Genomic DNA, 14,873 nt, shown 5'->3' with positions numbered 1-14,873 from the left:
AGGCCAGCTTGTGATTAATATCATTTGGCTGCTGATGATTGTGACGGGATTTGCGTTTGCAGCCGCTAAAGGCAATATTGAAGTGGTTACCCAGGCGGCATTCGATGGGGCGGCAACGGGCGTCACGGTATGTTTGGGACTGATCAGCGTGCTCGTCTTCTGGATGGGCATGATGAAAATGGCGGAGGATGCCGGATTGCTCAGCAGAATCGCGAAATTGTTAGGCCCTGTCGTCGCGTTCCTGTTTCCGGACGTGCCTCGCAATCATCCGGCAATGGGATATATCTTGTCCAATATGAGTGCCAACTTGCTGGGACTGGGGAATGCGGCAACCCCGATGGGCATCAAGGCGATGCAGGAGCTGCAGGAGCTTAATCCGGACAAACAGACGGCTTCTCCGGCCATGTGCACGCTGCTGGCATTGAATACGGCAAGCATAACGATTATTCCGACCACGCTCATCGCGATCAGGCTGAATTATCATTCGGCGAACGCGACCGAGATTGTAGGCACAACGTTGATGGCCACCGTGATCGCGACTGTGGCTGCGCTCGGGGCGGATCGATGGTACAGGAGAAGAGCGATGAAAAGACCGCCAAACGTGCATTCAGGCGGCAAACCACTCATGAAAGGATGAGTCCTGTGTTAACCTTCATCAACTGGATTTCGGTCTGGGCCATTCCGGTTATCATCGCGTTTATACCATTATATGCGTTCGCCAAAAAGGTACCGGTTTATGAATCCTTTGTTGATGGAGCCAAAGAGGGATTCGGAACGGCGATCAGCATCATTCCGCATTTGGTGGGCATGATGGTAGCCATCAGCGTGTTTCGCGCTTCGGGTGCGCTCGATTTCGTCATCAGCCTGATCGCCCCGCTGTTTTCCTGGATGGGGGTCCCGGGCGAAGTGCTGCCGCTGGGCATTTTGCGCCCGCTGACCGGCACGGGATCACTTGCTTTTACGACAGATCTGATCAAAACCTATGGGCCCGACTCCATGATTGGCAGAATGGCTTCGACCATCCAGGGAAGCACGGACACGACGTTGTATGTGTTGACCGTCTATTTTGGAGCGGTGGGCATACGAAATGGCCGGTATGCTCTTAAAGTGGGGCTCTTTTCCGACGTTGTCGGATTCATCGCTGCGCTTGCCATCTGTTTGATTGTGTTTGGTTAAAAAATGTTGCTTCTCTTCCGATATATCAGATATGCTAGATGGATAGCGTGGGAGAGGAGAACAACAGATGCAGAACCAATGGAAACGTGTGCTTCGATTCGGCATGTCGGGAATGGTTGCAATGGCGCTGCTTGCGGGCCAAACGGGCATGGCTGCCGCCCAGTCCACAAGCACCATTCATTTTACGGGTTATTTCGATCAACAACTGCGCGAAAAGCTGGCGATCTCGGCCGACTCTTTTCCTGTTGTGAACGTTCGATGGATCAAACAGGACGAGCCTGACGCGGTTTATTACGATGTCGGTACGTCCATCCTGGTTGCTAAAGATATGGTGTTGACCAACTATCATGTGGTGCAGGATTATGCGGAGCTTCCGAAAGGCGATGAGGCGACGTTATCCATTGCCAGTCCGGCCGATCCGGAACAACCCATCAAAGCGGCCATTATCAAAACCGACCCGGTGACGGATATGGCCCTGCTGAAGTTGGAGAAACCGCTGGATGCACAGCCGGTTACGTTCGCCAATGCCAAAGACAACCAGATCGTTTACACGATCGGTTTTCCGGAAAATCCGGACGGCGATTTGTTGTTGTTAGGAGAGGAGTTTCCTTCCACCTATAACACGATTGCCAAGAGCCGTGTAGCCGATGCAGCCGCAACGGACGTTCCGGGCAAAAAGGGCATCGGCAGCATTGTGAAAGCGATGGCTCAAGGAAATTCCGGCGGCCCGGTGCTTAATCAGAACAACCAGGTTGTCGGGATGATGACCTTTACGTACGGGGGACGCACCTATTACATCACATCAAAAACGCTGCAGTCCTTTATTAACGGCGGCGCATCCGCCGCTTCATCCAAAAAAACGGTGGTTGTGCAAGGAAAAGTGAACTAAACGATTTCTGATCGATTTGGCGGCACCATATTGAGCTGGTCCGGAAAAGACTCGTTTTTCAAGCCTGTTCCTATGCAGGAGCTTGAAGGCGGGTTTTTTATTTGGCAGCATTATGAGAAGAATAGAAAGCATGAGCGATATCCAGTTTGCCATTTGAACGGATATTTCTTGTGATTTCTGCCCTTGATGGGTATCATTAGGGTGAGGTGACATGACAAACATGGAAAGATTACAAAAAATTATTGCACAGGCAGGAATTGCATCCCGCCGCAAAAGCGAGGAACTGATCCTGTCCGGCAAGGTTGAAGTTAACGGGGAGGTCGTAACCGAACTGGGTACGAAAGCGAACCCCGACGAGGATATTATCACGGTAAACGGCAAACCGATCCGCAGCGAGAAGAAAGTGTACTTGCTGATGAACAAACCGAAAGGCGTCATTACAAGCGCATCCGATCCGGAGGGCCGCAAAATCGTATCCGATTATCTCAAAGGTGTGAAGGAACGTGTCTATCCTGTAGGCCGTCTGGATTACGATACCGAAGGGCTACTGATCCTGACCAATGACGGTGAGTTTGCGCACTTGCTGACGCATCCGAAGCACCATGTTCCCAAAACGTACCTCGCTACGGTGAAAGGTGTGCCGCACGGCAGCGAATTGGAGAAATTAAGGGACGGCATCATGCTCGAAGACGGGATGACCGCACCTGCTGAAGTGGAATACAAGGATGTGGACCCGAATGGCAAAGAGGCTGTCATTTCGATTACGATCTACGAAGGCCGTAACCGTCAAGTCAGACGTATGTTCGAAGCGATCAACCATCCGGTGACCCGGCTGAAGCGGATTGCGTTTGGCGGCATTTTGCTGCAAAACCTGAAGAGAGGGCTCACGCGTCCGCTTACCAAAGAAGAGGTGAACAACCTGATCCAGCTCGCCAAATCGGAACCAGCCAAAAAAATGAAAAAAAGGTAAACGAAGGACACACAAAATTCATAAAACCGCCGCGGATTTGTGACGAAATTCGTTATAATTGTTCATAGGATGTTCACAGAAATATCGATGAACAGGAAAAAGCATGGGAAGAACCAGTCATTCAAAAGGGGAGCGGCACATGGGGAAATCAAGAAGAACGGTGCAAATCGTCATTTTGTTATTGATCCTGGTGTTGGGCGGATACGCCATTTCCACGTCCGTATCCGGCTCGAACGGCAAGCCGAGAGAAGGGGACAAGGCTCCTTCTTTTGAATTGCTGGGCCTGGATGGTCAGGTACATGCGTCCGATGAGTATGAAGGGAAGGCCTTGGTCATTAATTTCTGGGGAACTTGGTGCGAGCCTTGCGTCAAAGAAATGCCTGCCCTTCAAGCTCAAGCGGACAAATGGAAAGACAAAGGCGTTCAATTCATCGGCATTAATGCTGGCGAGGATCGGATGACCGTTGAAAATTTCGTGCAGCAGCTTGGCATTACATTCCCGATTATGCTCGACCGCGACAAAACTTCGATCCGGAATTATGGCATATCGCCGATGCCAACCACGTTTTTTGTATCGAATACGGGCAAAATCTCGACCATTCACATCGGTCAGCTTGATCTGAACACGCTTGACGCGAAAATTTCGCAACTGGCCAATCAGCCCTGACAGGAGGTCTAGTCGTGTTCCAAAATACGAAATGCGAATGCGGACACCAGAATCCGACCGGCACCGTGTTGTGCGAAGCATGCGGAAAGCCGCTGCTGGAGGCGGAAGCCCAATCGAACGAAGTGCTCGAGATGCGTTATGACGGCATGGCGAGACGTTCACAACGAAAGAATCCCAATATCATCGATCGCGTTTGGAACTTTTTTTCATCCGTCAAGATCGCCGTGTATTTGATCGTGCTCACGCTGCTCGGCTCGATGCTGGGAACGATTTATCCTCAGGAAAGCACTTTTCTTAATATCGATCCTTCCGTGTATTACAAAGAAACCTACGGGCAATTGGGGCATGTTTATTATTTGCTGGGGTTATCCCATACATATGAGTCATGGTGGTTCATTCTGCTGCTTGTCATGATCGGTGCTTCGCTGGTTATATGCAGCCTTGACCGGGTCCTTCCGCTGTACAAGGCACTGAACAAGCAAAAAATACGTAAACATATGCAGTTTCTGACGAGGCAACGACTCACCTACCAAGGCCACATTGATGAGGCTGCCGAAGATTGGATTACGAAAGCGGTTACGCCGCTGAAAAAGAAAGGATATCGCGTACACACCGAAGGCGGTGCATTGCTTGCCGAGAAGCAGCGATTCAGCCGATGGGGACCTTATGTCATTCATATCGGCTTGATCATTTTTTTGCTGGCCGTGCTTGCGCGAGGTTTGCCTGGTCTGAATCTGGACGAGCATGTCGCATTTCCGGAAGGGGAGATCCGAAAAATCCCCAATACGTCCATGTACTTGAAGAACGAGAAGTTTACGGTGGAATTTTACGACGAGAACGAGGTGCCGGAGCAGTTCCGCAACTTGAACAAAACCGTGCCGAAACTGTTTGAAACCAAAGCGGTCTTGTACGAATGTACGGCCGATTGTTCCGATTTAACCAAGGAACCCCGGCTCGTCGAGGTTGCGAGGCATGATATCAGGGTGAATGACCCTTTGAATTACAAGGGCTTGAAGGCATATCAATTCGATTATGATTTAACCCCGACCCTTCGTTCGGTTACCCCGGAGCTGGTCAGCGCATCGACAGGTGAAAAGTTCGGCTCGATTAAGCTGGATATGGTGGATACACAGCAACAATTTGAAGCTGGGCCGTATACGATCGAGGTCAGGAAAAAATTTATGGATTTCGCGCTTGACGAGCAGGGCGAGCCGATATCCAAATCACCATCGCCGAATGCACCCGCTTTTTTATTGCACATTGCGGGCCCGGAGCTCCCGGATGACGGCATCCAGTATTTGTATTTTCCAAAACAGATCGACCAGCAGCGGTTTCAACAGGACGAAATCAACAAACAGCTTGTCGGTGGAGAGGTGCCGCTGCGGCTGGAAGTGGACAGCATGGACAACGTTGACATCATCCCATCGATAAGCTACTTGAACATTCGTGTCGACAAAGCAATGCCCTTCGTTTGGGTCGGGGCCGCAATTATTATGCTTGGTTTGATTATGGGATTTTATTGGAACCACCGCCGCATATGGATACGCATCGACGACGGCCGGCTTACGCTCGGGGGACACACGAATAAAAACTGGTTCGGTTTCCGGCGTGAAGTTGCTGCCATTTTACAGCATATGAATCTGGAGGCGCACGAAAAGTCGTTGGATAACGGGGGGAATCGGGCATGAGCTTATTGGATTTCAGCAGCGATGCATTTATCGTATCCTTTTTTCTGTATTGTGCAGCGTTTTTGTTATATGCCGTCGCCGTAATGGGCAAGAAATGGAGCAATCGCGAACCCGAAAAGCATGTTGCGCAGTGGGGCAAAAGGGCTTTCGTTGCTTCCATCGTTGCACTGATCGCCCACTTGGCATTTTTTGCGACCCGCTGGATGGGGGCGGGACATATTCCCGTCAGCAACATGTACGAGTTCATGAGCTTTCTATCCATGATGATCATGGTTGCGTTCATCGTCGTCTATGCGATTTACCGCAAATCTTTGCTTGGTTTGTTCGCTTTGCCGCTGACCATCCTCATCATGGCCTATGCCGCCGTGTTTCCGCAGGAGGTGCAGCCGCTGATTCCTGCGCTGCAGTCGATCTGGCTGAAAATTCATGTAACGCTGGCTGCGCTCGGCGAGGCATTTTTCGCCGTCGGTTTCGCCGCCGGCTTCATGTATTTGCTGCGCACCGTAGATTTCAGCGGCAAAGACAAAAACTCGCGCCGCCAGCGCGGCTGGGTCGAGTTCACGATGGTCACCATCGTCGTTGTGATTGGTTTTATCGGCGTGGTTTTCGCGTTTCGCGGTGCGGGATATGAAGCAGTATTCGTGCAAAAGCCTGCTGCCATTGACACAGAGGTACAGGAAAATAGTACAATAGATAAAGTGATTTATCGCATGCCCCCCATTTTTGGACCATACAATAGTGAAGTGGAGAGCATGAAACCGTTTCTCGGCATGAAGCAACCGCTGCTGGAGACACCATCCTGGATGAACGGGGTCAATGCGGGACGCAAACTAAACACCGTAGTTTGGTCCATCATCGTTGGCCTGATTCTCTACGGCATCATCCGACTGATTGTAAGAAGGCCGTTAGGACAAGCTTTGCAACCGCTGCTGGACGGCATCGATGCGGACGATCTGGACGAGATCAGCTATCGGGCCATCGCGATCGGTTTTCCGATTTTCACGCTTGGGGCATTGATCTTCGCGATGATCTGGGCACAGATTGCCTGGAGCCGGTTTTGGGGGTGGGATCCCAAAGAGGTATGGGCGCTCATTACCTGGCTATACTATAGCGCTTATCTGCATTTGCGTTTATCCCGCGGATGGCAGGGACGGAAATCGGCATGGCTTGCAGTACTGGGATTTTTGGTCGTCATGTTTACGCTGGTCGGCGTGAACTTGATTATTGCCGGCCTTCATTCCTACGCTGGAGCGGACTAGGACGAAAAGTCGGGCGTTTGCTCTACGTTCCGGCAAGAAACGATGGAATACACATGCGGCTCCTGCGTTCAATCGGGGCATTCAAATATTGTTCGCAAAGTCGAACATAATAGAAGTGGATAAGCAGTTATTGCAAAGGGGCTGGATTTTGGAATGGCAGAACATGAGAACCGCATTCTGGTCGTGGATGACGAAGAGCGAATCCGCAGACTGTTAAAGATGTATCTTGAAAAAGAAGGATATGAAATCGATGAAGCCGAGGATGGGGAAACGGCGCTGCGAAAAGCGACTTCAGGGGAATATGGGTTGATTCTGTTGGACGTCATGCTGCCAGGCATGGATGGTGTGGAAGTATGCACCCGTTTGCGACAGGTCAAGTCGACCCCCGTCTTGATGCTTACGGCCAAGGGAGAAGAGATTAACCGGGTACAGGGCTTTGAGGTCGGAGCCGATGATTATGTCGTTAAACCGTTTAGCCCGCGTGAAGTCATTTACCGGGTAAAAGCGATCCTGCGACGTTCTTCCGCGACGGCTTACCTGTCCAAAGAAAGCAATTCCAGCAACAATATCGTCTTCCCTCATCTGGTCATCGAACACGATGCACATCGCGTGACAGCCGGCGGGGAAGAGATCAGTCTGACGCCGAAAGAATACGAATTGTTGCATTATCTGGCAACATCGCCCGACAAGGTATTCTCCAGAGAAGAACTGCTTAAAGATGTTTGGAATTACGAATTTTTCGGTGATCTTCGTACCGTCGATACACATGTCAAGCGCTTGCGCGAGAAATTGAACAAAGTATCGCCGGAGTCGGCAGCGATGATTACGACCGTTTGGGGTGTCGGGTATAAACTGGAAGTTCCGAAGTAGTTTCGCTTTCTGGAGGTCACTGGTCGGGAAGCTGTGGCTAACCATTATTAGCCTTGTGGGTTGTGTACTTATTGCGCTAGGTCTTTTTTTGCTGCCTTATATCGATACCAATTTTGCGGAATCCGAGTCGCGTGACATCAAACGTCTGTTTACTTATGTCTGCATCATCGGATTCAGCTTGACGACATTTTTTGCGCTCTTTTTGTTTACGAAAATCACGCAGCCGATGCAGCAGCTGATTCAGGCGGCCAATGCCATTCGAAAGGGAAACTATGGCACGCGTTTGTCTCTGGTTACGAGCGACGAAATCGGAGAGCTCGCCAACACGTTCAATCACATGGCGGCACAATTGGAAGACAACATTCGCAACCTGAATCATGAAAAGGAGCATTTGGCCAGCGTCCTGAGGAGCATGACGGATGCAGTCGTGACATTTGACGGCGAAGGCAAGATTATATTGACCAACCCGCCTGGAGAGAAGATTATGCAGGCGTGGGAGTCGCTGGACTGGGCCGGAGAAGAGGAGGCAGGCGAACCGGCACATAGGGGCGCTTCATCCCGGGATGTTCCCGAGCCGTTGATCCCTTTGTTCAAGAAAGTGATGGAAGATGGCGAGGATCAGAGTTCGAACGTTCATGTCCAGCAGGGCGTCTGGTCCGTGCAGATGGCCCCGCTGTACGAGGACAGCGTGGTTCGAGGAGCGGTTGCCGTACTTAGGGACGTTACCGAGGAAGTCAGGATGGAAAAGATGCGCCGCGATTTTGTCGCGAACGTGTCTCACGAAATCCGTACTCCTTTATCCATGATGCAAGGGTATAGTGAGGCTTTGTTAGACGGGATGGCGGCTTCGCCGGAAGAAAGCGAAGAATTGATCCAAGTTATCCACGACGAATCGCTGCGTATGGGCAGATTGGTCAAGGATCTCTTGGATCTGGCCCGCATGGATGCGGGGCACACCGATATGGCCATGAGGGAAATCAATCTGGTCGAGTTATTGGAACGGATATACCGCAAGTTTTCGGTACGTGCAAAGGAACAGGGGATTCAGCTTCATTTGCGCTGCGAGCAGCCTGTCATCACGCTTCACGAGGCGGACGAAGATCGGTTGGAGCAAGTGTTCACCAATCTGCTCGACAATGCCTTTCGCCACACGCCTTCGGGCAAAAATGTATACATTGAGGCTGGCGCACTGACAGACAATCGAACCAAATCAGCCAAGATTGTCATTCGCGACGAAGGAGCCGGCATACCGCCATCGGATGTCCCGTTTATATTTGAGCGGTTTTACAAGGCGGACAAAGCGCGTGTACGCGGCGAAAGCGTAGGGACGGGGCTTGGCCTCGCCATCGTGAAGAATATCGTCGATGCCCATCAAGGCTCGATTACCGTCAACAGCGCGCTTGGGAAAGGAACCGAGTTTATTCTGCTTGTTTGAATTCCCGAAAGAACTGCAAAATTCGGTAGAATCCCTACCTATGAGCAGTCTTTATACAATAAATGCGAAAACACCCTCTCTTCCAGGGGTGTTTTTTTGTTGAACGCTACCGTTTAATCTTGTTCAACGTGGAACACAAAAAAGAGTCGAACCTTTGAAGGGTCGACTCTTTTCCTAAAAATACAATATGAATGACTACTCCAACACAATCTCTACCGCCGTATTCAATTCCGGCAGTGCAGTCAGCTGGACGAGCACCTCTTTCGGCACTTCCTTGTCGACCGTCAGAATCATGATGGCCTCGCCGCCGATGATTTGGCGTCCAACCTGCATGGAGGCGATATTCACATCATTTTGACCAAGCAGTGTGCCGACACGTCCGATAATCCCAGGCTTATCGTTATGCGAAATAAGGATTTGATGGCTTTCCGGAGCGATATCTACCGGGAATTTGTCCAAACGGACAATGCGTTCGCCGTAGCCTGCGAGCAAGGTGCCTGCCACGCGCCGCTCTTGTGCATCCTGGGTCGTTACGAGCGTTACCGTGATCAGGTTTGTGAAACCTTTGGTTTTCGACGTTTGGCTTACGACGACGTTAAGATCGCGCGTTTTAGCCAAATGCATGGAATTGACGATGTTGGCCTCCGGTCCGAGATGTCTTGCAAGCACGCCTTTGACAATGTAGCGAGTTAGAGGAGAGATGTCCACCTCTGCCAAATCGCCGGCATATTCGACGCGAATTTCCTGAACGGCTTGCTGCGTGATTTGAGCGGCGAAGCTGCCAAGGGTCTCGCCAAGTTTGAAGTATGGCTGCAATTTGTTCATGACGGATGGAGCCACGGCTGGCATGTTTACCGCATTTTTAAACGGCTCGTTGCGCAAAATATGCAAAACCTGCTCCGAAACGTCAATCGCTACGTTTTCTTGGGCCTCAACGGTCGAAGCTCCCAAATGCGGTGTCACGATGATGTTTGGATGGTTCAGAAACGGGTGGTCTGCAGCTGGCGGTTCCACTTCAAAGACGTCGAATGCCGCACCGGCTACGATGCCTTGATCGATCGCTTCAACCAGCGCCATTTCATCAATGACTCCGCCACGGGCACAGTTGATCACGCGCATTCCTTTTTTCATGACTTCAAATTGTGGTCTGGAAATCATGTGGCGGGTTTCCGGCGTCAACGGCGTATGAACCGTCATGAAATCCGCATTGCGGATAATGTCATCCACGCTTGCCAGCTTGACTTGAAGCTTCTCCGCGCGTTCTTCAGTCAGGAACGGATCATAAGCAAGAATATCCATGCCGAACGCTTTGGCGCGTTTGGCCACCTCGCTGCCGATTCTTCCCATTCCCAGCACGCCGAGCGTTTTGTTGCGCAATTCGACGCCAAGGAAGGTTTTGCGATCCCATGTACCTTGTATCGTTTTGGCATAGGCCTGCGGGATATGGCGTGCCAAAGCCATCATCATTGCGAATGTGTGTTCACAGGTTGTGATGGTATTGCCGTCAGGTGCATTAATCACGATGATTCCGCGTTGAGTTGCGGCTTGAAGGTCGATATTGTCGACGCCAACGCCGGCACGTCCGATCACCTTGAGATTCGAGCCTGCTTCCATGATGCGTTCCGTTACACGCGTCTGGCTGCGAACGAGGAGAGCGTCATATTCGCCAATGATGGCAACCAGCTCGTCTTCGCTAAGCCCGGTCTTTTTCTCAACTACCACATCATTTGCTTCCACCAGCTGCTGAATTCCCAGATCGCTGATCGGGTCTGATACTAACACTTTGTACATGGTTTCTTCCTCCTTGAAATGGTTATCTATGATCGTCAAGGTCCAGTCCCTATCAAAAAGGTCTTTTCCTTAAAACCGGATGGATTCTTCCGCTCGACAACGCGGTGTCGCAGTAGAGAAGGCGGGTATAGAAAATAGGATGGTGACCATACCTGCTATTCTTCATGCGAAATCAAAAAAACTCCCAATCCACATACTGCTTGCGCAATAAGGGACGAGAGTTATTCGTGGTACCACCCTAATTCACCGTCGCTTCGCAACGACAGTCTTAGCGGTCATATAGACCGAAGAGGTTAACGGGTCTTAACCGGCTGCACCTACTCCAATTTCAACGCAGCAACTCAGGAGCGCTCAAGAACATTTGCCTGCCACCGATTTGCACCAACCATCGGCTCTCTGAATGTACAATGCAATGTCTTTTTTCCATCATCGTGTTTGGCTTGACTAATTTTTTCATAATGTATCATGGCTGACATGAGCATGTCAATAGGCTTGAACATTTTCATGGAGATGCGGATATTGTCGATGTAACAAGGATTAGAAACCATGATAAGACATTATTCGAACAATTAAATAAGGGTTTGTTTTTTTGGGGAAGTGAAAATGGATGACCCATCGTTCTTTTTGGCCGAAAATCCCGAAAAACCGGGACTTGAGGCAGGTCTTGAATCGAATTGTTTTTTTGGATATCATTTAGTATACTATCCAGTTGGGCAAACATGGTTTGTTACGACAAATATGAAATCAAAAGGACATGCATCCAGGATGAAAAAGCCGAAGTTTCGCAAATTCAAGTTTCAAAAAGTGCAGCCGCAGCAGCTCACCGAACGTTTGCTCTTGGTGAATCTGTATTTTACGCAAGGTTTGACATTGGTTATCGGGGTCATCTGGGTTTTGTTGCAAAAAAGAAACTTGCTGGAAGTGCTGGCTTTGCCTGAACAAATCCATTTTGTCTGGTGGGGGCTTGGTTTGGCCGGCGTGATGCTTGTGATGGATCTTGTGCTTTCCTATGTCATTCCACAGGAAAGCATGGACGACGGCGGAATCAATGAGATGCTTTTCAAACATCGCCCGGTGTGGCACATCATATGCATCGCGGCCATCGTCGCGATATGTGAAGAATTGTTGTTTCGTGGTGCAATCCAGCATGCGATCGGGCCTTATTGGACCAGCATCGTTTTTGCAGTGATCCACATTCGCTATTTACGCCATTGGATTCCAACGGGATGGGTATTTGTTTCGAGCTATGGGTTGGGATACATCTACATACAATCCGGAACCCTGTGGGCACCGATCTTGTGTCATTTTGTCATTGATCTGGTGTCCGGTCTAGCCATACGTTTTCGGAGGGGATCATGAATCAGCAGTTAAGCAGAATAAAGACATATGGCAGTCAGCGTACTCGCCAATCGGAGAAAAGCAAGTCGCAAGATCGCTTGCTCGAGCCTCACGAGGTGGTCTCTGTCGTCGAAACAGCCGTGATCGCTGAGGAAGCAGGCCAAGTGCAATTGACTTCCATATCCGTGCCGAGATCAAAGCGCAAGGCGCTTGCCTCTTCTTTGGAAAGCCCTGTGCTTCCAAGTCGAATTCCTGCTCGTTCCAAAAAAACAAAACAAGCGAACGGGGATGAGGAGTCGACGGTTGTCGCTGAAGAGCTGCCGACGCGTACCCAGTTGCATCCGTCCAGACGTTTACGTTTCAGCAAACGTTTTGTCAACTCGCTCATTTTTATCTTTGTGATGTTGACCATCAGCTTGGTATGGTGGGGGATTAAGGGGGCACCTGCGCCAAGCACGTTCTTGCCTTGGTGGCCTTCATAATGGCATTTTCCTGTTTTTATGCAGAATGAGTTGGCGTCTTCACGCAAACAATACTCTTGCTTTTACAAAATGAGGAGGTTGGTTTGATGAAGGCGTCATCCTTTTTATTTGGAGTGGTCATTGGAGCTGTGGCTAGTTCCTGGCTGGCCAAGGGCAAAATCCCGATGTTTTCCTCCGGTTCTTCCCGCATGATGGATCAGGCCAAGCACAAAATGATGGAAATGACGTTTCCCGGCATGGATGGGTTCAGTGCCAAACAGAACGGGCACCACGACTCTGATCGGAATTCGGCGAAAAAAGCCGCCAGAACCGTATCTCCGAAAGAAAAAGAAGAGAACATGGGCATGCTCATGGATTTCATACGAACAAATCCGGATGTCAAACGTGAAGTAGAGCAGATCTTGAGCCAAACCAACACGACAATTCCCGGATTATAATCGTAAATTCGGATTGGGAATCAACCACAGCTTTATTTTTGTGGATTGATTCTTTTTTTGTCGATTTTACTTCGTGCAATTGAAGGCATAAAATGATAACATGTCTACATAGATTTATTTTCAGCACATATTGTTTGGTGCTTCATAATCTGTTATAAGACTTGCTTATAAAGGGGAGATCCTGTATGAAAATAGAACGTTTAAGTCACGATAAGATACGGATTTTCCTGACCTTTGACGATCTGAGCGAGCGCGGAATACAAAAAGAAGATATGTGGCAGGAAATACCCAAGGTTCATGAACTGTTCACCGAGATGATGGATCAGGCCTATTCCGAGCTTGGATTCGATGCTACAGGTCCGCTTGCCGTTGAAGTGTTTGCACTTCCCGCTCAAGGCATGGTTGTCATTGTGACCCGTGGGAAATACGATCCGCAGCAATATGGCTCAGGTCATGAAGATGATCTGCCTGAGGAAGTATACGAAATGGAAGTTACTCTGGAGCAGAGCGATTCCATCGTGTATGCGTTCAAAGATTTCGAGGTACTGATCGAAGCGGCTCATATGCTTCGTGAGCATGTTACGAATGCAGGAAGACTATACTCTTATAAGGATCGCTGGTTCCTGCATTTTGAACCAGACGAAGTTGATTCGAATAAACATGCGGCATTGATCGCGCTGCTCGCCGAATTCGGCGAAGGCTCTTCCGTTACTCCGGCAGTGATGGAAGAATACGGAAAAGTGGTCATGCCTGAGCAGGCCGTTGAAGTGATCTGCACGCATTTTAAACGTCAGGATTAAGTTCCAGTTGTATACGCGTCTTAGTCAGGGGAGGGAATTTCGGTGCTTTTGTTTTCGGTTTTAGCGGCAGCAGTAGCTCCGGGTCTCGCCTTGTTAACATATTTTTATTTGAAAGATCGTTATGATTCCGAGCCGCTTCATATGGTGCTGCGCGTGTTCATCATGGGGGTCCTGATGGTACTGCCCGTCATGATTATCCAGCGAGGCATGATGATGTGGCTCGGCGAAAACCCTTACCTCGAAGCTATCGTCATTTCAGGCGGGGTCGAAGAATTCGTCAAATGGTTTGTGATTTACCACATTATTTATAACCATACCGAATTCGACGAGCCTTATGACGGCATTTTGTACTCCGTGGCAGTTTCGCTTGGGTTTGCTACGGTAGAGAACGTGTTATACGCTTTTGCGGGCAACGCCTCCGTATCCGTCATGTTCCTTAGAGCATTGCTGCCGGTATCGGGGCATGCGATGTTCGCGGTCATTATGGGGTATTACCTGGGCAGGGCCAAGTTCACGCCAGACAGGAAACGCTGGTTTCTTGCGCTATCCCTGATCCTTCCGTTCTTTTGGCATTCGCTGTACGACGTCATCATGAACACGATGGTGAACAATTGGTTATGGTTCATTGCACCGTTGATGGCAGGGTTGTGGTACGGGGCCATTGGCAAGATTACGCGGGCAAACAACCGCTCACCTTTCCGTTATTTGAAGCGGGAGGAAGAGGTTAAATTGTGAATATTTGGACACACTGGTGGCATGGAACGCTTAACGCGTTACGGAGCCTCGGTGTGTTTTTTAATGCCCGGGAGTTTTAAAGAGTGGAAACGGAGAGTCAAAAGTCATGAGGATCAAAATCAAAATCAGATGCCAACGGTGCGGAGAGCGATTCACGTTAAGGGGCAAGAGGGAGCGGGGGAAAATCGAGACGGGATTCAAGCAATGCCTCTGCGACAACCGCGATCAATTCGAAATTGAAGAGGTTGGTGACAGTTCTCTGGCCTAGTACTGGAATTCGATGCATAAGAGCCCTTTCTTCGATCCACAATATAGACAGTGGTCCAGAAGAAAGGA

15 protein-coding genes and 1 other annotated feature are annotated in these 14,873 nt (G+C 49.8%); of the genes, 14 read left to right on the top strand and 1 reads right to left on the bottom strand.

The window, feature by feature from the left end:
• Positions 1-10: 10 nt before the first annotated feature.
• The 9 genes from L6H98_RS22890 (at position 11) to L6H98_RS22850 (ending at position 8,954) form a co-directional block, all read left to right on the top strand.
• Positions 11-637 carry a nucleoside recognition domain-containing protein gene (locus L6H98_RS22890; protein WP_236419867.1) on the top strand — a complete coding sequence of 209 codons (627 nt, stop codon included), beginning with the start codon at positions 11-13 and terminating at the stop codon, positions 635-637.
• 5 nt (positions 638-642) lie between these two features.
• Positions 643-1,176 carry a spore maturation protein gene (locus tag L6H98_RS22885; RefSeq protein ID WP_290371481.1) on the top strand — a complete coding sequence of 178 codons (534 nt, stop codon included), beginning with the start codon at positions 643-645 and terminating at the stop codon, positions 1,174-1,176.
• Between the two features lie 67 nt (positions 1,177-1,243).
• Positions 1,244-2,065, top strand: a complete 822-nt coding sequence (locus L6H98_RS22880; RefSeq protein WP_236419863.1) for a serine protease — start codon at positions 1,244-1,246, stop codon at positions 2,063-2,065.
• 220 nt (positions 2,066-2,285) lie between these two features.
• The gene (locus L6H98_RS22875; protein WP_236419861.1) at positions 2,286-3,035 is read left to right on the top strand and encodes a pseudouridine synthase; all 750 of its coding nucleotides are present in this window, start codon (positions 2,286-2,288) and stop codon (positions 3,033-3,035) included.
• A 139-nt stretch (positions 3,036-3,174) separates the two neighbouring features.
• Positions 3,175-3,702: a redoxin domain-containing protein gene (locus tag L6H98_RS22870; protein WP_236419859.1), complete on the top strand. Its 528-nt coding sequence runs from the start codon at positions 3,175-3,177 to the stop codon at positions 3,700-3,702.
• A gap of 14 nt (positions 3,703-3,716) precedes the next feature.
• Positions 3,717-5,390 (top strand): cytochrome c biogenesis protein ResB, encoded by a 1,674-nt coding sequence (locus tag L6H98_RS22865; protein WP_236419857.1) that lies wholly within the window; start codon positions 3,717-3,719, stop codon positions 5,388-5,390.
• Positions 5,387-6,649 carry a cytochrome c biogenesis protein CcsA gene (ccsA, locus tag L6H98_RS22860; RefSeq protein ID WP_236419855.1) on the top strand — a complete coding sequence of 421 codons (1,263 nt, stop codon included), beginning with the start codon at positions 5,387-5,389 and terminating at the stop codon, positions 6,647-6,649. Before L6H98_RS22865 ends, ccsA begins: the two co-directional genes overlap by 4 nt.
• Before the next feature lie 153 nt (positions 6,650-6,802).
• Positions 6,803-7,519 (top strand): response regulator transcription factor, encoded by a 717-nt coding sequence (locus tag L6H98_RS22855; RefSeq protein ID WP_236419853.1) that lies wholly within the window; start codon positions 6,803-6,805, stop codon positions 7,517-7,519.
• Positions 7,520-7,574: 55 nt separating this feature from the next.
• Positions 7,575-8,954 (top strand): ATP-binding protein, encoded by a 1,380-nt coding sequence (locus L6H98_RS22850; RefSeq protein ID WP_290371480.1) that lies wholly within the window; start codon positions 7,575-7,577, stop codon positions 8,952-8,954.
• A gap of 195 nt (positions 8,955-9,149) precedes the next feature.
• Here L6H98_RS22850 and serA read toward each other — a convergent pair whose 3' ends face one another.
• Entirely contained in the window at positions 9,150-10,745 is a 1,596-nt protein-coding gene (gene serA / locus L6H98_RS22845) for a phosphoglycerate dehydrogenase (RefSeq protein WP_236419852.1), read from the bottom strand.
• Between the two features lie 207 nt (positions 10,746-10,952).
• Positions 10,953-11,184, bottom strand: a binding site (T-box leader).
• A 326-nt stretch (positions 11,185-11,510) separates the two neighbouring features.
• Between serA and L6H98_RS22840 the strand changes: the two genes are divergently transcribed.
• The 5 genes from L6H98_RS22840 to prsW all read left to right on the top strand — a co-directional run bounded on the left by L6H98_RS22840 (position 11,511) and on the right by prsW (position 14,537).
• A complete protein-coding gene (locus L6H98_RS22840; protein ID WP_236419850.1) occupies positions 11,511-12,104 on the top strand; it encodes a type II CAAX endopeptidase family protein in 594 nt (197 codons plus the stop codon).
• Positions 12,101-12,565, top strand: coding sequence for a hypothetical protein (locus L6H98_RS22835; RefSeq protein WP_236419848.1), 465 nt, complete (start codon positions 12,101-12,103; stop codon positions 12,563-12,565). Before L6H98_RS22840 ends, L6H98_RS22835 begins: the two co-directional genes overlap by 4 nt.
• Before the next feature lie 86 nt (positions 12,566-12,651).
• The gene (locus L6H98_RS22830) at positions 12,652-13,002 is read left to right on the top strand and encodes a hypothetical protein (protein ID WP_236419846.1); all 351 of its coding nucleotides are present in this window, start codon (positions 12,652-12,654) and stop codon (positions 13,000-13,002) included.
• A gap of 185 nt (positions 13,003-13,187) precedes the next feature.
• Entirely contained in the window at positions 13,188-13,802 is a 615-nt protein-coding gene (locus tag L6H98_RS22825) for a genetic competence negative regulator (protein WP_236419844.1), read from the top strand.
• A gap of 42 nt (positions 13,803-13,844) precedes the next feature.
• Complete coding sequence (gene prsW / locus L6H98_RS22820; protein WP_236419842.1) at positions 13,845-14,537, top strand: glutamic-type intramembrane protease PrsW; 693 nt, start codon at positions 13,845-13,847, stop codon at positions 14,535-14,537.
• Positions 14,538-14,873 lie beyond the last annotated feature (336 nt).

This window comes from Paenibacillus sp. JJ-223 (genome assembly GCF_927798175.1).
Lineage (GTDB): Bacteria > Bacillota > Bacilli > Paenibacillales > Paenibacillaceae > Paenibacillus > Paenibacillus hubeiensis.
Note: the sequence above shows the minus strand (reverse complement) of the source record. Positions and strands in the feature narration are given on the sequence as shown.

Excerpts from the sequence above, each read along its gene's own strand:
- serA (WP_236419852.1), bottom strand. The coding sequence starts at position 10,745 with ATGTACAAAGTGTTAGTATCAGACCCGATCAGCGATCTGGGAATTCAG.
- L6H98_RS22880 (WP_236419863.1), top strand. The coding sequence starts at position 1,244 with ATGCAGAACCAATGGAAACGTGTGCTTCGATTCGGCATGTCGGGAATG.
- L6H98_RS22825 (WP_236419844.1), top strand. The coding sequence starts at position 13,188 with ATGAAAATAGAACGTTTAAGTCACGATAAGATACGGATTTTCCTGACC.
- L6H98_RS22875 (WP_236419861.1), top strand. The coding sequence starts at position 2,286 with ATGGAAAGATTACAAAAAATTATTGCACAGGCAGGAATTGCATCCCGC.
- L6H98_RS22840 (WP_236419850.1), top strand. The coding sequence starts at position 11,511 with ATGAAAAAGCCGAAGTTTCGCAAATTCAAGTTTCAAAAAGTGCAGCCG.
- ccsA (WP_236419855.1), top strand. The coding sequence starts at position 5,387 with ATGAGCTTATTGGATTTCAGCAGCGATGCATTTATCGTATCCTTTTTT.
- L6H98_RS22855 (WP_236419853.1), top strand. The coding sequence starts at position 6,803 with ATGGCAGAACATGAGAACCGCATTCTGGTCGTGGATGACGAAGAGCGA.
- L6H98_RS22835 (WP_236419848.1), top strand. The coding sequence starts at position 12,101 with ATGAATCAGCAGTTAAGCAGAATAAAGACATATGGCAGTCAGCGTACT.
- L6H98_RS22870 (WP_236419859.1), top strand. The coding sequence starts at position 3,175 with ATGGGGAAATCAAGAAGAACGGTGCAAATCGTCATTTTGTTATTGATC.
- L6H98_RS22830 (WP_236419846.1), top strand. The coding sequence starts at position 12,652 with ATGAAGGCGTCATCCTTTTTATTTGGAGTGGTCATTGGAGCTGTGGCT.